This window comes from Methylobacterium sp. D53M (assembly GCF_053345625.1).
Map to the genome: position 1 here is coordinate 25,550 of NZ_JBKFAL010000001.1, position 21,277 is coordinate 46,826.

The 21,277-nt window shown below is 71.0% G+C and carries 16 protein-coding genes; 6 read left to right on the forward strand and 10 right to left on the reverse strand.

Annotation, left to right across the window (positions count from 1 at the left end; all coding sequences use genetic code 11):
• Window position 1 precedes the first annotated feature (1 nt).
• Entirely contained in the window at window positions 2-1,762 is a 1,761-nt protein-coding gene (locus ACLBYG_RS00110; protein WP_447680210.1) for an ABC transporter ATP-binding protein, read from the reverse strand.
• Window positions 1,763-1,854: 92 nt separating this feature from the next.
• Window positions 1,855-2,400 (reverse strand): Spy/CpxP family protein refolding chaperone, encoded by a 546-nt coding sequence (locus ACLBYG_RS00115; RefSeq protein ID WP_447680211.1) that lies wholly within the window; start codon window positions 2,398-2,400, stop codon window positions 1,855-1,857.
• Between the two features lie 155 nt (window positions 2,401-2,555).
• Here ACLBYG_RS00115 and ACLBYG_RS00120 point away from each other — a divergent pair, with 155 nt between their 5' ends.
• From ACLBYG_RS00120 to ACLBYG_RS00135, 4 genes are all read left to right on the forward strand, one after another.
• The gene (locus ACLBYG_RS00120; RefSeq protein ID WP_447680212.1) at window positions 2,556-3,500 is read left to right on the forward strand and encodes a metal ABC transporter solute-binding protein, Zn/Mn family; all 945 of its coding nucleotides are present in this window, start codon (window positions 2,556-2,558) and stop codon (window positions 3,498-3,500) included.
• Between the two features lie 173 nt (window positions 3,501-3,673).
• Window positions 3,674-5,422 carry a heparinase II/III family protein gene (locus ACLBYG_RS00125; protein WP_091925096.1) on the forward strand — a complete coding sequence of 583 codons (1,749 nt, stop codon included), beginning with the start codon at window positions 3,674-3,676 and terminating at the stop codon, window positions 5,420-5,422.
• A gap of 84 nt (window positions 5,423-5,506) precedes the next feature.
• Entirely contained in the window at window positions 5,507-7,105 is a 1,599-nt protein-coding gene (gene purH, locus ACLBYG_RS00130) for a bifunctional phosphoribosylaminoimidazolecarboxamide formyltransferase/IMP cyclohydrolase (RefSeq protein ID WP_447680213.1), read from the forward strand.
• A gap of 397 nt (window positions 7,106-7,502) precedes the next feature.
• A complete protein-coding gene (locus ACLBYG_RS00135; protein WP_447680214.1) occupies window positions 7,503-7,742 on the forward strand; it encodes a hypothetical protein in 240 nt (79 codons plus the stop codon).
• A 600-nt stretch (window positions 7,743-8,342) separates the two neighbouring features.
• Here ACLBYG_RS00135 and ACLBYG_RS00140 read toward each other — a convergent pair.
• The 5 genes from ACLBYG_RS00140 to ACLBYG_RS00160 all read right to left on the reverse strand — a co-directional run bounded on the left by ACLBYG_RS00140 (window position 8,343) and on the right by ACLBYG_RS00160 (window position 17,265).
• Complete coding sequence (locus ACLBYG_RS00140) at window positions 8,343-9,977, reverse strand: MFS transporter (RefSeq protein ID WP_020092885.1); 1,635 nt, start codon at window positions 9,975-9,977, stop codon at window positions 8,343-8,345.
• A 294-nt stretch (window positions 9,978-10,271) separates the two neighbouring features.
• Complete coding sequence (locus ACLBYG_RS00145; protein WP_447680215.1) at window positions 10,272-11,954, reverse strand: cation acetate symporter; 1,683 nt, start codon at window positions 11,952-11,954, stop codon at window positions 10,272-10,274.
• On the reverse strand, window positions 11,951-12,322 hold the full coding sequence (locus tag ACLBYG_RS00150; protein ID WP_447680216.1) for a DUF485 domain-containing protein: 372 nt from the start codon (window positions 12,320-12,322) through the stop codon (window positions 11,951-11,953). Before ACLBYG_RS00150 ends, ACLBYG_RS00145 begins: the two co-directional genes overlap by 4 nt.
• Window positions 12,323-12,457: 135 nt before the next feature.
• Window positions 12,458-14,404, reverse strand: coding sequence for an acetate--CoA ligase (acs, locus tag ACLBYG_RS00155; protein WP_020092882.1), 1,947 nt, complete (start codon window positions 14,402-14,404; stop codon window positions 12,458-12,460).
• 266 nt (window positions 14,405-14,670) lie between these two features.
• Entirely contained in the window at window positions 14,671-17,265 is a 2,595-nt protein-coding gene (locus ACLBYG_RS00160) for a PAS domain-containing protein (RefSeq protein WP_447680217.1), read from the reverse strand.
• Window positions 17,266-17,524: 259 nt separating this feature from the next.
• Here ACLBYG_RS00160 and ACLBYG_RS00165 point away from each other — a divergent pair, with 259 nt between their 5' ends.
• Window positions 17,525-18,013, forward strand: coding sequence for a phasin (locus ACLBYG_RS00165; RefSeq protein WP_012322487.1), 489 nt, complete (start codon window positions 17,525-17,527; stop codon window positions 18,011-18,013).
• A 129-nt stretch (window positions 18,014-18,142) separates the two neighbouring features.
• Window positions 18,143-18,478 carry a hypothetical protein gene (locus ACLBYG_RS00170; RefSeq protein ID WP_447680218.1) on the forward strand — a complete coding sequence of 112 codons (336 nt, stop codon included), beginning with the start codon at window positions 18,143-18,145 and terminating at the stop codon, window positions 18,476-18,478.
• A gap of 112 nt (window positions 18,479-18,590) precedes the next feature.
• Here ACLBYG_RS00170 and ACLBYG_RS00175 read toward each other — a convergent pair whose 3' ends face one another.
• The 3 genes from ACLBYG_RS00175 to ACLBYG_RS00185 all read right to left on the reverse strand — a co-directional run bounded on the left by ACLBYG_RS00175 (window position 18,591) and on the right by ACLBYG_RS00185 (window position 21,209).
• Window positions 18,591-19,238 (reverse strand): L,D-transpeptidase, encoded by a 648-nt coding sequence (locus ACLBYG_RS00175; protein WP_447680219.1) that lies wholly within the window; start codon window positions 19,236-19,238, stop codon window positions 18,591-18,593.
• A gap of 147 nt (window positions 19,239-19,385) precedes the next feature.
• Entirely contained in the window at window positions 19,386-20,204 is an 819-nt protein-coding gene (locus ACLBYG_RS00180; RefSeq protein ID WP_447680220.1) for a transglutaminase domain-containing protein, read from the reverse strand.
• A 75-nt stretch (window positions 20,205-20,279) separates the two neighbouring features.
• Window positions 20,280-21,209, reverse strand: a complete 930-nt coding sequence (locus ACLBYG_RS00185; protein WP_447680221.1) for a transglutaminase family protein — start codon at window positions 21,207-21,209, stop codon at window positions 20,280-20,282.
• Window positions 21,210-21,277: the final 68 nt, after the last annotated feature.

Below are 21,277 nucleotides of genomic sequence, written 5' to 3' on the forward strand. Positions count from 1 at the left end.
GTCACTCGGCGGTCGCGGGCTCCGACAGCTGCAGACGGTGCAGGCGCGCGTAGGCGCCGCCGGCGGCGAGCAGGTCGTCGTGGCGCCCGGTCTCGATCACCCGGCCCGCCTCCATCACGGCGATCTGATCGGCGTCGCGCACGGTCGAGAGCCGGTGGGCGATCACCAGGGTGGTGCGGCCGCGCATCAGCCGGGTCAGCGCCTCCTGGACGAGCCGCTCCGATTCGGAATCGAGGGCCGAGGTCGCCTCGTCGAGGAGCAGGATCGGCGCGTCCTTGAGGAAGGCGCGGGCCAGCGCCACCCGCTGCCGCTCGCCGCCCGAGAGCCGGCCGCCGCCCGGGCCGACCCGGAATCCGTAGCCTTCCGGGAGGGCCGAGACGAAGGTGTGGGCCGCGGCGGCCTCGGCCGCCGCCTGGATCTCCGCGGGCGTCGCCCCGGGTCGGCCGAAGCCGATATTGGCGGCGATCGTGTCGTCGAACAGCACGACCTCCTGCGAGACGACCGCCACCGCGGCGCGCAGGGAGGCCAGCGTCACGTCCCGGACATCCTGGCCGTCGATGGTCACGGCGCCGCCGGTGACGTCGTAGAGGCGCGGAACGAGGTTGAGCAGCGAGGACTTGCCCGAGCCCGAGCGCCCGACGAGCGCCGTCACCGATCCGGCCGGGATCCCGAGGTCGATGCCCTCCAGCGCCGGCGCGTCCGGCCGGTAGCGGAACCGGATGTCGGCGAAGCGGATCGCGCCGCCGGTCACCGCCAGCGGTCGGGCCTCCGGCGCCTCGCGGATCGTGGCGCTCTCGTCCATGACGTCGAAGTAGCGCCGCAGCGCGGCCGCCGCCTCCTGCAGGATGGCGTTGAGGTTGCCCAGCGCCCGGGCCGGCTGGGCGGCGAGGAGCAGGGCCGCCACGTAGCCGGTGAAGTCGCCGACCGTCTTCTCGCCGGCCAGGACCCGCTGGCCGACCAGCACCAGGACGCCCGCCACCGCGATGCCGCCGCCGATCTCCAGCAGCGGGTCGAGGCGGCCGCGGGCATTGGCGGCCTTCATCTTGAGGCGCCGCACCTCGTCGAGGGCCTCCGCGGCGCGGCCCTTGAGGTAGGCCTCCATCGCGTAGGCTTTGGCGACCCGGGCCCCCTGCAGGCTCTCGGAGATCAGGCTGGCGGTGGCGCCCATCTGCTCCTGGGTCGAGGTCGAGACCCGCCGGAGCTTCCGGCCGATCCGCCCGATCGGTCCCGCCACGAACGGGACCGTGACGCCGGCCACGAGGGTCAGCACCGGATCCATCCAGATCAGCGCCGCCACGAGCCCGATCAGCATCGCGATGTCGCGGAGCAGGACCGTCGAGATGCGGGTCAGCGCCTCCTTGATGAAGGCGAAGTCGGTGGTGAAGCGCTGGGTGAGCGCCGCCGGGCTCTCGCGGCCGAGCTGGGCGAGATCCGAATCGATGAGATGCCCGTAGAGCGCCGCCTGCATGTCGGCCTCGACCCGGGTCACCACCCGATTGGTCAGCACCGTCTGGCCGTAGAGGGCGAAGCCGCGCGTGGCCGTGACGACGATCACCACCAGCGGTCCGTACGCGATGGCGGCAGCGTCCTTGCGGTCGAAGGCGTCGAAGGCGGCCTTGATCAGCGCCGGGTAGAGCCCGGTCGAGGCGCCGACCAGGGCGATCAACACCAGCACCACCGCCAAGGTGGCCCGGTGCGGGTACAGCCACGTGCGCCAGAGCCGGGCGAGGAGGGGAGCCGTGTCGCCGGGAAGGCGCGCCATGAGACCTACCGGGTCGGATCAGTGCCGCCCCGGGGCAGGATGCGCGGCGGCTGCGGTTTGCCGCCGCCGCCGCCGCGGATCAAGGCTTTTGCTCAGCGGCCGTCGCCGCGCGGCCCGTGGTCGTCGCCGCGATCGTCACCGCGGTCCCGGTGCCAGCCGCCCCGCATGCCGTGACCGGCCATCGGGCCCATCGGTCGGGCGAGGATCATGGCGCGCCGCTTCTGGTCCTGGTCGAGGCTGGCGTAGAGCGGCTGGGACGCGTCGGCGAGCTTGCGCAGGGCGTCGCCCCGCGCGCTCGCCGCGTCCGCCATCGCCCGCAGCGCCGCCGGGGCGTCGTCGCTGAACTTCGGCCGGTCGCGCATCGCCTCGCGGCGCTGCTGGCGCAGCTTGGCCATGTCGCGGATCGCCGTCTCCACCGGCGGCCACAGCTTCTCCTGGTCGGCGTTGAGCTTCAGGCCGGCATGCAGGGCGGCGATGCGGGCATCCGTGAAGGCCGCGCGGTCCTCGGGGGTCAGCGCGCTCCAGCGGCCGTGCCCGCGGAAGCCCTCGGGTCCGTGATCGCGCGCGACCGCCGCGCCGACGAGCCCGAGGCCGAGCGCCCCGGTCACCAGGATGGCCGCCGTCAAAGGTCGGGACATGGAAATCTCCGTCTCACGCTCGGGACGTCGCCGCGGCCCGCGGCGGCGCCCAACGCCGCGCATAGGGCACCCGCCGTGTATCCCGCTTGTGTATGTAACAATGTTACATTAGTGGCAGGCGCGACGGGGTTGCAGCAGGTGGAGCGGTGCGGCGCGTGGCGAGAACATTCCGGATCGCGGCGCTCGCGATCCTGTCCCTGTGGTTCGGATCGGCGGGGCCGGTCTCGGCCGCACCGCAGGACCAGCCGGTGCGGGCGGTGGCGACCTTCTCGATCCTCGGCGACCTCGTCCGGCAGGTCGGCGGATCGCACGTGACGGTGGCGACGCTGGTCGGTCCGGACTCCGACGCGCACGGCCTGAGCCCGTCCCCGGCCGACGCGCGCAAGCTCGCCGAAGCCGACATCGTGTTCGTCAACGGCCTCGGGCTGGAGGGCTGGTTCGACCGGCTGATCCGGGCCTCCGGCACGCGCGCCCCCGTGGTGGTGGCCTCCGCGGGCGTGAAGCCGATCCCCGCGCAGGACGAGCACGCCCACGAGGACGGCGACCACGGACACGGACACGGCGACCACGCCGTGGACCCGCATGCCTGGCAGGACGTCGCCAACGTGCGGACCTACGTGGCGAACATCCGGGACGGCCTCGCCAAGGTCGATCCGGCCCATGCCGACGCCTACCGGGCGGCGGCGGCCGCCTACCTCGCCGAGCTCGACGCGCTGGAGCGGGACGTCCGGGCGGCGATCGCCCGCATCCCTCCGGAGCGGCGGCGGATCATCACGACCCACGACGCCTTCGGCTACTTCGCGGCGGCCTACGGCCTGCGCTTCATCGCGCCGCAGGGCGTGTCGACGGACAGCGAGGCGAGCCCGCGGGACGTGGCCGCGATCATCCGCCAGATCCGGAAGGAGCGCGTGCCGGCGGTGTTCCTCGAGAACATTAGCGACCCGCGCCAGATGCAGCAGATCGCCCGCGAGAGCGGCGCCCGCGTCGGCGGCAAGGTCTATTCCGACGCGCTCTCGGCGCCGGACGGCCCAGCCGCGACGTATCTCGACCTGATGCGGTCGAACATCAAGGCGTTCGACGCCGCGCTGATGCCGGGCTAGCCCGCCGGGAGGGCGCGCCGCCGCGATCCTTCGCCTTCACGGCGTCGGACATGACATAGCGTAAACCGCCGGTTAAGAGGCCCCCACTAGCCTTACGAAACGGGTGCCAGCCGATCCTCGTGCGCGAGGGCTCAAGGCCTTGGGGCCTTCAGAACGCGTAGCTCGGAGATCGCGTGGCTTGGGGGCCTGACCGCTGGCGCTTCTATCGGCTCGTCGCGCGTGAGACCGCGCGCGCGGTCCGCGCCGCCGGCGCCAGCGTCACAGCCCCGCCCGACATCCTCGCCCGGATGCGGGTCGCCGGCTTGGTGATCGCGCCGCAGGACCTGCGCACCTCCGACGCGACCTTCGCGGACGACATCTATGCCGGGTTGTTCGTCTTCGCCGGCCGGTCACTCGCGGCGAGCGGCGGCTCGCCCTTCGACTACGCGGCACCGTCGCCGGAATGGGCCGACGAGCTCTACGGCTTCGGCTGGCTGCGCCACCTGCGCGCCGCCGACACCGCGCTGGCCCGCGCCAATGCCCGCGCCTTCGTGGCCGATTTCATCGCCGGCCGCGGCGACGCGGCCCTCGCCCGCCAGACGCCGGTGGCGGCGCGCCGGCTGATCTCGTTCCTGTGCCAGTCGCCCCTCGTGCTGGAGGGTGCCGACCACGGCTTCTACCAGAACTTCCTCAAGGCGATCGGCCGCAACGCCCAGCAGCTCGAGCGCGACCTCCGGCGCGGTGTGCCGCCGCAATGGCGCCTGAACGCCGCGGTGGCGCTCTGCTACGCCGGCCTGTGCTGCGACGGCATCCAGCCGATCCTGCGCCGGGCGACCCGCATCCTGACGCGGGAGCTCGACCGGCAGATCCTGACCGACGGCGGCCACCGGTCCCGCGACCCGCGCTACGCCATGGAGCTGCTCCTCGACCTCCTGCCGCTGCGGCAGAGCTACCTGAGCCGCAGCGTCGAGCCGCCGCTGGCGCTCCTGCGCGCGGTCGACCGGATGCTGCCGCTGCTGCGACTGCTCCGCCACCCGGACGCCTCGCTGAGCCACTTCAACGGCATGGGCGCCACGGACGCGGACCATCTCGCGACCCTGCTGGTCTACGACGGCGCGCTCGCCCGCCCGCTGATGCACGCGCCGAACTCGGGCTACGAGCGCCTGGAGGGCGGCCGGGTGGTGATCGTGGCCGATGTCGGTGCCAGCCCGCCGCTGCCCTACGCGGTGAATGCCGGTGCGGGCTGCCTCGCCTTCGAGATGTCGAGCGGGCCGCAGCGCATCGTGGTCAATTGCGGCCTGCCGGCCAGCGGCGCGGATCTGCGCCTCCTCGCCCGCTCGACGCCGGCCCATTCGACGGCCTCGGTGGCCCACGCCTCATCCTGCCGGTTCCTCACCCGCACCGGGTGGTGGGGCGAGCGGTTGCTGGCGGACTGGCTGATCGGCCGGCGCGGGCCCGTGGTCCTGAGCGGTCCATCGGCGGTGGCGGCCGAGCGGGCCGAGGAGGCCGACAGCGTCGTCCTCGCGGCCCGGCACAACGGCTACGCCCCCGAATTCGGCATCGTGCACGAGCGCCGCTGGCAGCTCTTCCACGCGACGGCGCGCCTGGAGGGCCGCGACGCCTTCCTGCGCCAGGGCAAGGGGCTCAGCCGCGGGCGGCGGCTGCGCCCGCAGGACGTGGCGATCCGTTTCCACCTGCATCCCGGCATCGCGGTGCGCAGCGTCCCGGAGGGGCTGGAACTCGCCTCGGCGCTCGGGGAGGTCTGGGTGTTCAGCGCCGAGAACGCCGAGATCGCCATCGAGGAGAGCGTCTACTTCTCGGGCCTGACCGGACCGCGCCGGACCGACCAGATCGTCCTTCATCTGCGGGTATCCGACGATGTGGAAGTCCGGTGGAGCTTCGAGCGTCGGGCCTCCGCGCCCCTGCGCGGCGTGGCGCCCTGACGGGTCTCCGGACAGGGCCGGCTGGCCGGGCTCACCGTTTCCATGCTACCGCGCCGGAAAATCTCGAACTTTCGGCACGAAGCTATGGCGCACGATCAGGTGCGGGTCTCCCGCGCGCTCCTCTCGGTCTCGGACAAGACCGGCCTCGTCGATTTCGCCCGGGCGCTCCATGCCCGCGGCATCGCGCTGGTCTCGACCGGGGGCACCCACCGGACCCTGCAGGAGGCCGGCCTGCCGGTCACCGAGGTCGCCGACCTGACGGGGTTCCCGGAGATGATGGACGGCCGGGTCAAGACGCTGCACCCGGCGGTCCACGGCGGCCTGCTCGCCATCCGCGACAACCCGGAGCACCAGGCCGCGCTCGCCGCCCACGGCATCGGCGCCATCGATCTCCTCGTGGTCAACCTCTACCCGTTCGAGGCGACCATCGCGGCCGACCGGTCCGACGCCGACTGCATCGAGAACATCGATATCGGCGGCCCGGCGATGATCCGCGCGGCGGCCAAGAACCACGCGGACGTCGCCGTCGTCACCGACGTGTCGGACTATGCCGGCGTCCTCGCCGCCCTCGAGGCGCAGGACGGCGCACTCGGCGCGGATCTGCGCCGGAGCCTGGCGCAGAAGGCCTTCGCCCGCACCGCGTCCTACGATGCCGGCATCGCCAACTGGATGGCGGGCCGCTTCGGCGCCGAGGCGCCGGCCCGCTTCCGGGCCTTCGGCGGTTCCCTGGGCCAGGAACTGCGCTACGGCGAGAACCCCCACCAGTCGGCCGCCTTCTACCGCGCCCCCGGTAAGGTCCGGGCGGGCGTGGCCACCGCCCGCCAGCTCCAGGGCAAGGAGCTGTCCTACAACAACTTCAACGACACGGACGCCGCCTACGAGTGCGTGGCCGAGTTCGACCCGGCCCGGACCGCCGCCGTGGCCATCATCAAGCACGCCAACCCCTGCGGCGTCGCCGAGGGGGCGAGCCTGCTCGAGGCCTACGAGCGGGCCCTGAGCTGCGACCCGACCTCCGCGTTCGGCGGCATCGTCGCCCTGAACCGGACCCTCGACGCCGAGGCGGCCCGCCGGATCGTCGAGATCTTCACGGAGGTGATCATCGCCCCCGACGCCACGCCCGAGGCGGCGGCCATCGTGGCCGGCAAGAAGAACCTGCGCCTGCTGCTGGCCGGCGGCGTGCCCGACCCGCGGGCCGGCGGGGAGACCGTGCGGACCCTCGCGGGCGGGCTGCTGGTCCAGAGCCGGGACGCGGCGGTCGTCGACGACATGCCGCTCACGGTCGTGACCAAGCGCGCGCCGAGCGAGGCCGAGCTGGCCGATCTCCGGTTCGCTTACCGGGTGGCCAAGCACGTGAAGTCGAACGCCATCGTGTACGCGAAGGCCGGCGCCACGGTCGGCATCGGCGCGGGCCAGATGTCCCGGGTCGATTCCTCGCGCATCGCCGCCTGGAAGGCCGCCGAGGGGGCGAAGCGTCTCGGGCTGGCTGAGAGCCTCGCTGTCGGCTCGGTGGTGGCGTCGGACGCGTTCTTCCCGTTCGCGGACGGCCTCATGGCGGCCGCCGAGGCGGGCGCCACCGCGGTGATCCAGCCCGGCGGCTCGATGCGCGACGCGGACGTGGTCGCGGCGGCCGACGAGGCCGGTCTCGCCATGGTCCTGACGGGGCACCGCCACTTCCGGCACTGAGCCGGCGGGCCGTCTCCCGCCCTCCGGGACGGCGCGCCACCTCGGGGGCGGCCGCACCGGTCCGGACGCCCCGGAACACCCGCGGTCGCGCCGCCGCGCCGCGTTAACGATACGCCGCGATCGGATCGGCCGGGTCGATTGTTTGCCGAGCGGGCGCTTCCGCCCAGCATTGCCGTGAACAGACGCGTTGCCCGACCAAGCTCGGCAATGAATGGTCGGCGTTCGGGAAAACTATCTTTGGTGCAACATTGCGGGTGTAATATTCCAAACTTGTCGAATAGGCGCGGTGTCTGCGCCGCGGGTTGAAATTTTCTCGGCCGCACGCCATCATCGCGGGGAAATGCGCCGGAAGCTCGCGTGGAGAACTTCCTGGAACAGCTCCGGGTCGAGTGACGAGATGGTGGTCGCAGCGCTGTTGTTTCTCGTGGGATGGCTTCTCGGCCGATCCTACTCGGTGACCATCCTCGCCCTGACCTCGTCGGTGATCCTGTTCACCGCCACGACGATCTTCGTGTCGGTCTACGGGATCGACCTGCTGCGCGTCCTGATCGTGTTGGGATATCTAACCGCGCATCAGGCAGGGTATCTCCTCGGCGCCTATCTCACCGGGTACCCCGAGAGCGATCGGGGGCGGTGAGGCGCATCACCACCACCAGACCAGCCGTCCGGCGTACCTGTTGATCAGGATCCAGAGCCCAGCGGCGACGAGGGACCAGGTAATCACAAGGAGAAGCGGTGGCTTCGTGCCGGGCTGACTGCGCAGAAGTGTCAGGACGGTGTTCACGTTCGATATCCCAGGGGCCCGGTGCGGAGGGAAAGCCGATACGGGCTCGTACCGCATCGGGTTCCACCGGGCCGATTGTCGGCAGGTTAAATCTTGTCCAGGCTCGGGTGACGGGCGCGCCCTCGATGAGCTCGGGGTCGCCGGTCAGATTACTTGCAGTTGCAATAAGTCGCCTCTCGCAACATTAAAAGTTTGAACTAGGACAATTGACGCTCCGGATCCGGTCGGTCGAGGCCTGTTTCCGCCGGGCCTCGATACTTGACACATCCGTATAGGACCAGACGAAACGCAATCCGTGAGGAACCGCACGGGTCGCTATTTCGCCGCCGCGTTGCCGGCTCGACACAAGCGGGACGGCCGCGTCGTGCCGTACGAACGAGAACGCCCAGGCAGCGCGAGCTGCCTGGGCGTCTCTGACACGCGCCGGACCTTGGTCCGGCCGGCTCGCGCCGATCAGGTGTCGGCGAAGATGTCGCGATCCTTGGTCTCCGGCACGAAGAACACGCCGATGATCACGGTCGCGACCGCGATCACGATCGGGTACCAGAGGCCGAAATAGATGTCGCCGGTCTGGGCCACCATGGCGAAGGCGGTCGCCGGCAGGAGGCCGCCGAACCAGCCGTTGCCGATATGGTAGGGCAGCGACATCGAGGTGTAGCGGATCCGGGTCGGGAACAGCTCCACCAGCATGGCGGCGATCGGGCCGTAGACCATCGTGACGAAGAGCACGAGGATGAACAGCAGGCCGATCACCTGCGCGACCTGCGGCCGGAAGATGTCGAACGGGTTCGACATCTTGACGATCTCGGGGTCGCCGGCCTTCGGGTAGCCCGCGGCCTGCAGCGCGGCGGTCGTGGCCTTGTTGGCCTCGACGTTGCCGCCCTGCGGGTACGGGATCTCGGTGTCGTTGACCCGGATCGTGGTGGGCTGGCCGGCCGCGCCGGGGGCGGTCGAGTAGCGGACCGACGACTTCGACAGGAAGTCACGGGCGAGGTCGCAGGGCTGGGTGAACACCCGGGTTCCGACCGGGTTGAACAGGGTTCCGCAGGCGGCCGGATCGGCCGTCACCGTCACCTTCACGTTCTCGATCGCCGCCTCGAGCTTCGGGTTGGCCGTCGAGGTGATCCCCTTGAAGATCGGGAAGAACGTCGCCGCCGCGATCGCGCAGCCCGCCAGGATGATGACCTTGCGGCCGATCTTGTCGGACAGCCAGCCGAAGACCACGAAGAAGCCGGTGCCGAAGAGCAGCGACCACGCGATCAGCAGGTTGGCCGTGTAGCCGTCGACCTTCAGGATCGATTGCAGGAAGAACAGCGCGTAGAACTGGCCCGTGTACCAGACCACGCCCTGGCCGGCGACGAGCCCGAACAGGGCGATGATGGCGAACTTCGCGTTCCGCCACTGGCCGAACGCCTCCGTGAGCGGCGCCTTCGAGGTCTTGCCCTCCTCCTTCATCTTCTGGAAGGCCGGGGATTCGGAGAGCTGGAGACGGATCCAGACCGAGATGCCGAGCAGCAGCACCGAGACCAGGAACGGGATGCGCCAGCCCCACTCGGCGAAGGCGGCCTCGCCGGTGATGGTCCGGGTCGCCAGGATCACCATCAGCGACAGGAACAGGCCCAGGGTCGCGGTCGTCTGGATCCAGCTCGTGTAGAAGCCGCGCCGGCCGTTGGGGGCGTGCTCGGCCACGTAGGTCGCCGCGCCGCCATACTCGCCGCCGAGCGCGAGGCCCTGGGCGAGGCGCAGGACGATCAGGATGATCGGGGCCGCGATGCCGATGGTCGCCGCGTTGGGCAGGATGCCGACGATGAAGGTCGACAGACCCATGATCAGGATCGTGACGAGGAAGGTGTACTTGCGGCCGACGAGGTCGCCGACGCGGCCGAACACGAGGGCGCCGAACGGGCGGACGATGAAGCCGGCCGCGAAGGCCAGCAGGGCGAAGATGTCGCGCGTGGCCGGCGGGTAGGCCGAGAAGAATTGCGCGCCGATGATCGCCGCCAGAGAGCCGTAGAGATAGAAATCGTACCACTCGAACACGGTGCCGAGCGAGGACGCGAAGATCACCCGCTTCTCGGCCGACGTCATCGGCCTCGCGGCGTCCCCTGTCCGCGCACTCGCGGTTGCCACAGCCATGAAACAGGTCCTCCCAGACGCATTCGGGCGGCCCGCGACACGGATCGCCCCCTCACCGGCCCGATTCCCGGGCGGTTCTGCGCACGGCGCAGATCACCTATGCGTTATCGCACCGATCGGAGCGGTCAACCGGTAAAGCGATCGTGAAGACCCCCGTCAACATGGGCGCGTACGCAGTTGTCACCGGAACGACGAAGGGCGCGGCTCGCGCCGCGCCCTCCGCCTGTTCGACGCTTCGGAAGGCCGTCAGTGCGCGTGCGCGCCGGCCGCCCCGATGCCGGTCTCGGAGCGCACGTACTGCGCCTCGAAGGCGGCCCGCTCGCGCTGGGCCCGGCGGGACTTGTCCATGAGGGAGACGATCCAGATCGTCGCGAAGGCCAGCGGCATCGAGAACAGCGCCGGGTTGTCGTAGGGGAAGAGCGGGGCGGGATTGCCCAGCGTGGTCACCCATACGGCCTTCGACAGCACCACCATGATGACCGCCGCGAGCAGGCCGACGAGGCCGCCGGCGAGCGCGCCCCAGGTGGTGGTGCCGCGCCACAGGATCGACATGGCCAGCACCGGGAAGTTGCAGCTCGCCGCCACCGCGAAGGCGAGGCCGACCATGAAGGCGACGTTCTGGTTCTCGAACACGTAGCCGAGGTAGATCGCCACGATGCCGATCACCACCGCCGAGATCTTCGACAGGTTGACCTCGTGCTTCTCGGTGGTGCGCCCGCGGGCGATCACCTGGGCGTAGAGGTCGTGGCTGATCGCCGAGGCCCCGGCGAGCGTGAGCCCGGCGACGACCGCGAGGATCGTCGCGAAGGCCACCGCGGAGATGAAGCCGAGGAAGTACGGCCCGCCCACCGCGTTGGCGAGGTTCACCGCCACCATGTTGGTGCCGCCGATCATGTCCTTCAGCTTGTCGAAGGCGCCGGCCGGCCCGAGCTTGAAGTAGACCGGGTCCGACATCAGCAGCGCGATGCCGCCGAAGCCGATAATGAAGGTCAGGATGTAGAAGTAGCCGATCAGGCCGGTGGCGTAGAACACCGACTTGCGGGCGGCCTGGGCGTCCGAGACCGTGAAGAACCGCATGAGGATGTGCGGCAGCCCGGCGGTGCCGAACATCAGGCCGACGCCGAGCGAGATCGCCTCGACCGGGTTCGACACGAGGCCGCCCGGCGCCATGATGGCGTCGCCCTTCGGGTGGACCTGAACGGCGCTGGCGAACAGCACTTCCGGGTTGAAGCCGTACTTCAGCAGCACCGCGCCGGCCATGAAGGTCGCGCCGCCGAGCAGCAGGCAGGCCTTGATCACCTGCACCCAGGTGGTCGCCTTCATGCCGCCGAAGGCGACGTAGACGATCATCAGGACGCCGACGATGATCACCGCGTAGAGGTAGGGCAGGCCGAACAGGAGCTGGATCAGCTTCCCCGCGCCGACCATCTGGGCGATCAGGTAGAAGGCCACCACCACCAGGGTGCCCACCGCCGAGATGATGCGGATCGCGGTCTGGTCGAGGCGGAAGCTCGCCACGTCGGCGAAGGTGAACTTGCCGAGGTTGCGCAGGCGCTCCGCGATCAGGAACAGCACGATCGGCCAGCCGACCAGGAAGCCCGTCGAGTAGATCAGCCCGTCGAAGCCCGAGGTGTAGACGAGGCCGGAGATGCCGAGGAACGAGGCCGCCGACATGTAGTCGCCGGCGATCGCCAGCGAGTTGGTGCCGGCCGAGATGCCGCCGCCCGCCGCGTAGAAGTCGGCGGCCGACTTGGTGCCCTTGGCCGCCCGGTAGGTGATGCCGAGCGTCAGCAACACGAAGAACAGGAACATCAGGATGGCCGGCCAGTTCGTGGCCGATTGCGCGACGGCACCGAGATCCGGGCCGGCCGCGTAGGCGGCGCTCGCGACGATCGTGGCGAGCGTCAGGCCGAGGAGGAGGCGGTTCATCGGGCCACGCTCCGCTTCAGGGCTTCGCTCAGCGCGTCGAAGCGCGTGTTGGCCCGGGCGACGTAGACACCGGTGAGCGCGAAGGCGAACAGGATCACGAACACGCCCGCGAACAGGCCGAGAGAGGCGGTGCCGCCGACCTTCACGGCGAGGAGCGACTTGTCGAAGGCGATCAGGCCGATGAAGCCGAAATAGACGACCAGCATCAGGATCGTCAGGATCCAGGCGAAGCGGGTGCGCTCGTGAACGAGCTGCTGGAACTCGGGTGTCCGGGCGATCCGCTCGACCTGCGGATCGGCGGCGATCTCGCGTGGGCGTGGTCCCGGGGGCGCCGTGCGCCCTCGGCTGTTCAGTGTCGTGCCGCTCATGGGTGTTCCTCCCGCGAGGGCCTGCTCTGGCCCCCCGGTTCTTCGCGTTGAGACTCGTGGTTCTTGTTGGGAGCGGGCGCCGCCCCGGCACCCGCCCCGGTCCGAACCCGCGCCGCCGGGGCGGCGCGGGTGCGATCAGCCCCGGTTCTGCCGGTTCTCGATCAGGTCGTCGACGACGGCCGGCTCGGCGAGCGTCGAGGTGTCGCCGAGCGAGCTGAAATCGTCCTCGGCGATCTTGCGCAGGATCCGGCGCATGATCTTGCCCGAGCGAGTCTTGGGCAGGCCGGGCGCGAACTGGATCAGGTCCGGCGAGGCGATCGGCCCGATATCCTTGCGGACCCAGGTCACGAGCTCCTTGCGCAGGGCGTCGTCGCCCTCCTCGCCGTCGTTCAGGGTCACGTAGGCGTAGATGCCCTGGCCCTTCACGTTGTGCGGGTAGCCCACCACCGCGGCCTCGGCCACCTTCGGGTGGGCGACCAGGGACGACTCGACCTCGGCGGTGCCCATCCGGTGGCCCGAGACGTTGATGACGTCGTCGACCCGGCCGGTGATCCAGTAGTAGCCGTCCGCATCGCGGCGGGCGCCGTCGCCGGTGAAGTACTTGCCCGGGTAGGTCGAGAAGTAGGTCTGCTCGAAGCGCTCATGGTCGCCGTAGACCGTGCGCATCTGGCCCGGCCAGGAATCGGCGATGCAGAGATTGCCCTCGCAGGCGCCCTCCAGGACCTTGCCCTCGGCGTCGACCATCTCGGGCTTCACGCCGAAGAACGGCCGGGTCGCCGAGCCCGGCTTCAGGGCGGTGGCGCCCGGCAGCGGGGTGATCAGGATGCCGCCGGTCTCGGTCTGCCACCACGTGTCGACGATCGAGCAGCGCTGGTCGCCGACGACGTTGTAGTACCACTCCCAGGCTTCCGGGTTGATCGGCTCGCCCACAGAGCCCAGCACGCGGAGCGATTGCCGCGAGGTCTTCTTCACCGGCCCCTCGCCGCCGCCCATCAGCGAGCGGATCGCGGTCGGCGCCGTGTAGAAGATGTTGACCTTGTGCTTGTCGACCACTTCCCAGAACCGGGAGGTCGACGGGTAGGTCGGGATGCCCTCGAACATCAGCGTCGTGGCGCCGTTCGCGAGCGGCCCGTACACGATGTAGCTGTGGCCCGTGACCCAGCCGACATCGGCGGTGCACCAGTACACGTCGCCTTCGCGGTAATCGAAGACGTACTCGTGAGTCATCGACGCGTAGACGAGGTAACCGCCGGTGGTGTGCACCACGCCCTTCGGCTGCCCGGTCGAGCCGGAGGTGTAGAGGATGAAGAGCGGGTGCTCGGCCTCCACCGCCACGGCGGGGCACTCGTCCGTCACCTGCTCGGCGGCCTCGTCGTAGTAGACGTCCCGGCCCGCCTCCATGGCGACGCTGCCGCCGGTGCGGCGCACGACGATCACGTGGTCGACGAGGTCGGTCCCGAGACGCTTGATCGCCTCGTCGACATTGGCCTTCAGCGGCACCTTGCGGCCGCCGCGCAGGCCCTCGTCGGCGGTGATCACCACCTTGGAGCCGCAGCCCTGGATGCGCGAGGCGAGGGAATCCGGCGAGAAGCCGCCGAACACGATGGCGTGGATCGCCCCGAGCCGCGCGCAGGCGAGCATCGCGTAGGCGGCTTCCGGGACCATCGGCATGTAGAGCGTGACGCGGTCGCCCTTGCCGACGCCGCGGTTGCGCAGGACGTTGGCCATCCGGCAGACCTGCGCGTGCAGCTCGCGGTAGGTGATGTGCTTGGATTCGTCGGGGTTGTCGCCTTCCCAGATGATCGCGGTCTGGTCGCCGCGGGTCTCGAGATGGCGATCGATACAGTTATGGGCGACGTTGGTCTTGCCGTCCTCGAACCACTTGATCGAGACCTTGCCGGGCTCGAAGCTGGTGTTCTTCACCGTCGAGAACGGCTTCATCCAGTCGATGCGCTTGCCGTGCTCGGCCCAGAACGCGTTGGGATCGGCGACCGAAGCCGCGTACATCTCCCGGTACTTGGCATCGTCCACGTGCGCACCCTCGCGCCACGCGGATTGAACCTCGATCACCTTGCCTACCATGGCGTCCCATCCCTGTTTTGGCGCCCGATCGTATCGCGGTCTCCGCCGCGCAGCCAGGACTTCCAAAGTAACGTAGCCGCCAATCTACGATGACGATATCATCACAGTTTGGCGCGCTCCTGCGCAGCTCAATTCCCGTGAATAGATTGGGCGCAATGTAAGGGCTGATTGGGGCTTCGATGCTGCGCTGTCAAGCGCGCGCGCCCGAGCCCGCTGTCACCGGCGGCCCTCTGTTTCCGCCCCGCGGGGGTGGGGGGCGCTCACCCCTAGCCGTTGGCCGCCCGCCGCGCGGGCATGATGATCTCCACGAGCGTGCCGTCTTCCGGTCGGGCGGAGAGCTGCAGGCGCCCGCCATTGGCCTCCACGAGCGCCCGCGGCAGCGCCAGCCCGTCCTCGACATCGCCCTGCGGCGCTGCCGCCCGCGGCGCGTGGCCGGCGCCGGTCTCGCGCACCCGCACGGCGATCCCCGCCCGCTCGGCGGACCCGGTGGACACGATGATCTGGCTGCCGGCCGTGGAGCGTCGGATCGCGTTCTCGATCACCAAGCTGGCCGCGCGGCTGACCGAGCGCTCGTCGGCCTCCAGGTCGCCGATATCGGTCGAGAAGCTCGTCCGCATCACGATGCGCCCCCGCGCCGCCTCCCCCTGGAGCTGGGCGACACAGCTCGCCACGACGTCGTTGAGGTCGAGGGCGCGCGGCTCCAGGTGGAGCGCGCCGGCCTCGACGGCGGCGAGGTCCAGGAGCTTCCCGACGCGCTCCAGCATCGCCTCGCCCGAGGCCTTGATCTCGGCGAGGCAGCCCCGGTAGCGCGCGTCCCCGAGGGGGCCGAACGGTTCCTTCAGCATCGCGCCGGCCAGGTCGACGATCCCGGACACGGGCTCGCGGACGGCGCAGCCGAGCCGGTCGAGGGCATCGGCGCGGCTCGGCGCGGGCTCCGGGCCGCCCTCCGCGCTCCGCGCGAGGGCCTCGTCCTCGGCTCGGGCGATCTGGGCCACGCGCCGGCCCGCCGCCGCCGCCACGGTCAACGACATCGGAGCGCCGTCGATGCGCACGATCCGCCGCCCCGGGGCGGTGCCCCTCAGGGCATCGGCGACCGTCAGGACGCTCTCCCGGTCGAAGAGCGTGACGAAGCTGCTGCCGACGATCTCGCGCGGATCGCAGCCGAACAGGCCGGCCGCCGCGCGGTTCAACGCGACGATGCGCCCGGCCCCGTCGACCGTGACGACGCTTGTTTCCAGCGCGTCCAGAGTCGCCTCGGCGCTGGCCGTCCGCTCGGTCTCAGCGGCGCGGGCGAGGCGCTCGGCCGTGAGGGCGTCGGCGATGTCGGCGTCCTCGACCGGGCGCACGACCAGGCACGTCGCGGTCGCGCCCGACCAGGGGAGGGCGCCGGCCCGGATTTCGACGGGACGGGCGCCGCCGTCGGTCGTCGCGACGGTCGTCCGGCGCGCGGACGGGTCGACCGTCTCCGCCGGGGGGAGGCCGGGCAGCAATCCCGGAAGACCGAGGCGCGCGAGGCTCGGCTGGTCGGGATGGCCGGTCAGATCGAGGAAGGCGCGGTTCGCCGCGACGATCGCTCCGTCGCGATGGACCAGAACCGGCACCGGCAATCCGCCGAGGAGATCGGATTCCGGGGACGACGGCGCGTCGGCGACCGGCTCGGCCTCCACTGGCCCGGTCTCGACATCGGGATCCGCGGCGGTCGCGCCGGTCTCCGTCGGGCCGGCCTGCGGCGCCGGGAACGGCATGACCGCCCCACCCGCGGTCCGGGGCGACCCCGATCCGGCCTCGTCACCGGCGTAGCGGGCGCCCAGTGCGCGGGCGATCTCGCGGAACGCGGCGTGCTCGTCGTTCGACAGCGGCGCGGCGACATGATCCGCGTCGACCGCGACAGGAATCGCGACAGGGATCGCGGCGTCGCCGGTCCCGGCCGGGACGGCAGCGGGCTTGGCAACCTCGGACGTTGCCGGCTCCGGCGTCGCGGAGGGCACGGGCTCGGGAACGCGCTCGGGAACGCGCTCGAGCATGGGCTCCGGGGTCGGCTCCGGCGTCGCGACCGGTCTCGGGTTGCCGGCCGGGGCGCTGCGGATCAGGCCGAAGCCGCCGAAGCCCGAGAAGGCCGCGTCGCCCCGCCCGAGCGGGGCCCCGGACAGGTCGACCCGGAACGCCCCGGTGCCGGCATCGAGGACCGCCGGTTCCCCGCGGAAGGTGCGCCGGTCGCGCAGGGCCGCCAGCACGGCGTCGGCGCCTGAGAGGCGCCCGCTCTCGGCCAGATCCTGCCAGCGCTGCCCGACCAGCCCAGCGAGCGCCTCCGGGCCTGTGAGGGTCGTCAGGACATCCGCGGCATCGAGGCGCCAGAGGAAGCGGTCGTCGCGCCGGAGCGGCGTCGCCGGAGGCGATTGCGGCTCCTGGGGAAGCGCCCGCGCCGCCACGGGATGCTCGGCGGGCGCGTCGACCGGTGGATCGACCGGGCGGATCGGACGCGCGCGGCCAGCCGCCACCGGCGCGGTCGGGACGACGAGGATCGCGGGCCGGCCGTCGACCTGCGCGCCGCGCGCCAGCCAGCACAGGACCGGCGGCGCGATCCGGCGGGCATCCAAGCGCAGGCGCGCGAGGCGGGGCGTGGCGTCGCCCGCCACCGCGGTCGCGATCTGCCGGGTCAGGTCGACGAGGGCCGGGCCGTCCAGAACCGCGGCGAGACCCGCCGCCGCTTCGGACGCGGACAGGATCCGGGCCTCCGACGGATCGATCACGAGATGCACGGCGTCGCGCGCGCCCAGCGCGGCCGCCAGCGCGGGCAGGCGCTCCCAGGTCGCGAAGGCAGTCCCCAGCCCGGGCGGAACTGCAGCGGCCGTCGGTGTCACTGTCGTCTCCAAAGCCCGCGACCTCGAACCCTAACGCGATCCTGACGCTCAACGGTCCCGCTTTGCCCGAGAAACGCGCGCGACCGTAGCCCTATTGTAAACTCCCCCGCGCCGCGGCGCTGGACTCTCGGCGCAACCGTCACACGTTTACGTTATGTCAACCTTAACGCCGTGAGCGCGGGTGGCATATGGCGGCGAATCAGTTATTGTGCACCGCACAAAGCGCCATCCACAGGCCAATGAAGAGAGGAGACGACGTATGAGCAACCCCCCGAACTACGAAGTTCCGGCCGAGATGCGCGACTTCGCCGAGAAGAGCGTCGAGCAGGCCCGGAAGGCGTTCGACAGCTTCATCGGCGCTGCTCGCCGCACCGCCGACACCGTGCAGGGCTCGGCCGAGCTGGCGCGCTCCAACGCGCTGGACGCGTCCTCGCGCGGCTTCGAGTATGCCGAGCAGAACGTGAACGCGGCCTTCGACCTCGCCCAGAAGCTCGTCCGCTCCAGGGACATGCAGGAGGCGATGCAGCACCAGGCCGAGTTCGTCCGCAGCCAGTTCGCCGCCATCCAGGCCCAGGCGAAGGAGTTCAGCGGCCTCGCGCAGAGCGCGATGCAGCAGGGCGCCGAGCGCGCCAAGTCGGCGATGCAGCAGGGTGCCGACGAGGCCCGCAAGGCCATGGAGCAGGGCCAGGACGCCGCGAAGCAGACGGCCCAGAACGCCCAGGACGCCGCCGAGCGCGCGTCGCACTGACGCTCGCACCGACGAACGGGGCCGCGGCCCGCTCCTGATCCGGGGGCGGGCCGTCTCGTTTTCGCCGGTATTGCCGCCGAGAGCCGCCGGGCGGACGCGTTGGGTCCGCGCCGAGTGAAGGGTTCAGGGATGCGCGTCACTGTTTCCGGCCGATCCGGCCTGCGTGGACCTCTCCGTCTGGCGGTCGCCGCCCTGGCGCTCGCCGCCGTCGCTCCGAGTAGCGCGGCCTTCGCCCAGTACTACGACGATCCGGGCTACGACGGCGGTTACCGGCCGGTCCCGCGCCGGGCGCAGCGCGCCCCGGTCGGCTACAATTGCGACGCCGTCCAGCAGGGAATCACCGGCCCGAAGCCGTACTCCTGCCCGCTGCCGGGGCCGCGGCCCCTCGGCGTGCGCTGCTTCTGCGACATGCCGATCGCCTCGTTCAGCCCGCCGCAGACGGCCGTCGGCCGCGTCGTTCCCTGAGGCGCAGCCCCGCGCAGGCGACCGCACACGCGCGGGCCGCGCCCCCGGGTGGGATGACGCGGCCCGCGCGGCACAGGCGGGCAAGGGGCGCGGGTGATCCCGCGCCGCGCGCTCAGTTCAGGACGACGACCTTGGCGCCGACCTTCACGCGCTCGTACAGGTCGGTGACGTCGTCGTTGGTCATCCGGATGCAGCCCGACGAGACTGCCTGACCGATCGTGTCCGGCTCGTTGGAGCCGTGGATGCGGTACTCGGTGCTGCCGATATACATGGCCCGGGCGCCGAGGGGGTTCTCGATGCCGCCCGCCATGTAGCGCGGCAGGTCGGGACGACGGGCGATCATGGCCTTCGGGGGCGTCCACGACGGCCACTCACGCTTGGCGGTGATCTTGTTGGTGCCGCTCCAGCTGAAGCCCGGACGGCCGACGCCGACGCCGTAGCGGATCGCCTCACCGTTGCCGAGCACGTAGTACAGGCGCCGCTCGGCGGTGGAGACCACGATCGTGCCGGGCGCGTAGGGCCCGTTGAACGCGACGATCTCGCGGGGGATCGGCTGGACCTGCGCCTGCGGCGCGGCCTGCACGCCCTGGCCGTAGCCCGGGGCGTAAGAGCCCTGGTAACCGTACTGTCCCTGATCGGAGTAGTACTCGTCGGCACTATCCGTGCCGAAGGGATCGTACGACGAAGCGGCGAGGACGGGCGTGGCGGCAAGAACAGACACGCCGAGGAGCGCGGCGAGTGCGGTGACCGTGGTCTTCATGAGTGGCCTACCTGTGCGATAACCTTTGCCATTACAAGCGTGAGCATAGGCTAGCAGTTCCATACTTCCGCCCGGAATTTGCTGTCCGGCGGAATACGCAGGCCGGCTTGGCCGTGCGGTGCGCGATATCACGAACGCGTGCGCGGCTCAGGGGGCCTCGTCCGTGTGGACGTCGAAGCGCGCGAGGTGGGCGTAGCCGAAGTTCGTCGAGATGGCGCAGTCGGTGGCGTCGCGGCCGCGGGCCATGACGATGCGGCCGATGCGGGGCCGGTTGTGGCGGGCGTCGAACGTGTACCAGCGCGGCCCCTCGGGCCCTTCGAGGAAGACCTCGAACCACGCCGAGAAGTCCATCGGCGCCGGGTCCTTCGGCACGCCGATATCGCCGAGGTATCCGGTGGCGTAGCGCGCCGGGATGTTCATGCACCGGCACAGGGTGATCGCCAGGTGCGCGAAGTCCCGGCACACGCCCTCGCGCTGCATGAAGGCGTCGTGCGCGCTCCGGGTCGCGTCGGCGCGCTGATAGTCGAAGCGGATCCGCTCGTGCGTGTAGTCGACGATCGCCTGGACGCGGGCCCAGCCCTCCGGCGTGCCGCCGAACAGGGACCACGCGGTCTGCGAGAGCTTGTCGGTGTCGCAGTAGCGCGAGCCCAGGAGGAAGATCAGGACGTCGTCGGGCAGGTCCTGGACCGGGATCTGCCGGGCGTCCGGCACGACCGGATCGGGCTCGCCCGAATCCTCGACCGTGAAGTCGGCCGCGATGGTCAGCTGACCGGGCGGCGCGATGATGCGGTGGCAGATGTTGCCGAAGCCGTCCCGGTACGTCCGCGCCTCGAGCGGCGGATCGAACCCGATCGCGTGCGGGGTCAGCACGTCGTCGATCCGCGAGGGATGGACGCTCAGCATCAGGATCATCGGTGTCGGCTGCGACAGCGTGAAAGCGATATCGAAACCGGTCCTGATCTTCATCGGGGCCACCTTGCTCTGTCGCCGTCCGCGCGGAGTCGCCACGCACGCTCGTTCTGAGTCCGGGTGCGCGCGAACTCAACGCGCCAGGGTCGTCTCCGGCCCCTGCACGGTTCGGGCCGCCGGCCCGTCGGCAGGCAGCTCCACCACGTCGACGTCGACGCGCATGCCGAGATCGTCGCTGGCGAGGCCGAAGAAGGAGCCGTGCAGCGGCACGGCCTGGGCCGGATCGCGGGCCACTGCCACGCGGATCAGGTCGCGGTTGCCCACGATGCCGTTGGTCGGGTCGAACTCGACCCAGCCGGCGCCCGGGAGGTAGACCTGCAGCCAGGCGTGGGTGGAGCCGCCGCCGACGTGGCGCGCCCGGTCGTTGCGCGGGTTGTAGAGGTATCCGGAGACGAAGCGGGCGGCCATGCCGAGCGCCCGGACGCCCTCCATCATCAGCACCGCGAAGTCCCGGCACGAGCCGAGCTTCGTGCGCAGGGTCGTGAGCGGGTCCTGCACGCCCTTCTCGGAGCGGGCGAGGTAGGTGAAGTTCGCCCGCACGCTGCGCGTCATCGCGGCCAGCAGCTCCTGCGTCGGGATACGGCCCTGCGGCGGCAGGAAGCTCCGCGCCCAGGCATCGACCTCGTGCCGCGGGTCCGGCCATTGCCGCTCGATGGAGCGGGCGAGGTCCGGCATGTCCTCCGCCCCGTAGCCGAACGGGTAGTGGGTCGCGTGCGGCGCCAGGGGGAAGACCGGCGCGTGCTCCGGGGTGTGGTCGAGGGTGATGCCGCAGTCGAAGGTCAGGGTCTCGGCGCGGGTGTCGAAGGTCGCGACCGCCACGCAGTTGCCGAATACGTCGAACAGCCAGCGCAGGGTGGCCGGCTCCGGCGCAATGTCGAGGGTCGCCGCGATCAGCCGCTGATCGTAGCTGTCGCGTGGCCGGAACATGATCCGGTGCTCGCCGAAGGCGACCGGACGCCGGTACCGGTAGACCGTGCGGTGGCGGACGGAGAGGATCGGCAAGTCGCAGGCTCCGGGCTCGCGCCGACGCGGTCACCGGCGATGCAAGGGCCGGGCCCGGCCGCGCGGAA

Excerpts from the sequence above, each read along its gene's own strand:
- ACLBYG_RS00110 (WP_447680210.1), bottom strand. The coding sequence starts at position 1,762 with ATGGCGCGCCTTCCCGGCGACACGGCTCCCCTCCTCGCCCGGCTCTGG.
- ACLBYG_RS00115 (WP_447680211.1), bottom strand. The coding sequence starts at position 2,400 with ATGTCCCGACCTTTGACGGCGGCCATCCTGGTGACCGGGGCGCTCGGC.
- purH (WP_447680213.1), top strand. The coding sequence starts at position 5,507 with ATGGCGCACGATCAGGTGCGGGTCTCCCGCGCGCTCCTCTCGGTCTCG.
- ACLBYG_RS00135 (WP_447680214.1), top strand. The coding sequence starts at position 7,503 with ATGGTGGTCGCAGCGCTGTTGTTTCTCGTGGGATGGCTTCTCGGCCGA.
- ACLBYG_RS00140 (WP_020092885.1), bottom strand. The coding sequence starts at position 9,977 with ATGACGTCGGCCGAGAAGCGGGTGATCTTCGCGTCCTCGCTCGGCACC.
- ACLBYG_RS00145 (WP_447680215.1), bottom strand. The coding sequence starts at position 11,954 with ATGAACCGCCTCCTCCTCGGCCTGACGCTCGCCACGATCGTCGCGAGC.
- ACLBYG_RS00150 (WP_447680216.1), bottom strand. The coding sequence starts at position 12,322 with ATGAGCGGCACGACACTGAACAGCCGAGGGCGCACGGCGCCCCCGGGA.
- acs (WP_020092882.1), bottom strand. The coding sequence starts at position 14,404 with ATGGTAGGCAAGGTGATCGAGGTTCAATCCGCGTGGCGCGAGGGTGCG.
- ACLBYG_RS00165 (WP_012322487.1), top strand. The coding sequence starts at position 17,525 with ATGAGCAACCCCCCGAACTACGAAGTTCCGGCCGAGATGCGCGACTTC.
- ACLBYG_RS00170 (WP_447680218.1), top strand. The coding sequence starts at position 18,143 with ATGCGCGTCACTGTTTCCGGCCGATCCGGCCTGCGTGGACCTCTCCGT.
- ACLBYG_RS00175 (WP_447680219.1), bottom strand. The coding sequence starts at position 19,238 with ATGAAGACCACGGTCACCGCACTCGCCGCGCTCCTCGGCGTGTCTGTT.
- ACLBYG_RS00180 (WP_447680220.1), bottom strand. The coding sequence starts at position 20,204 with ATGAAGATCAGGACCGGTTTCGATATCGCTTTCACGCTGTCGCAGCCG.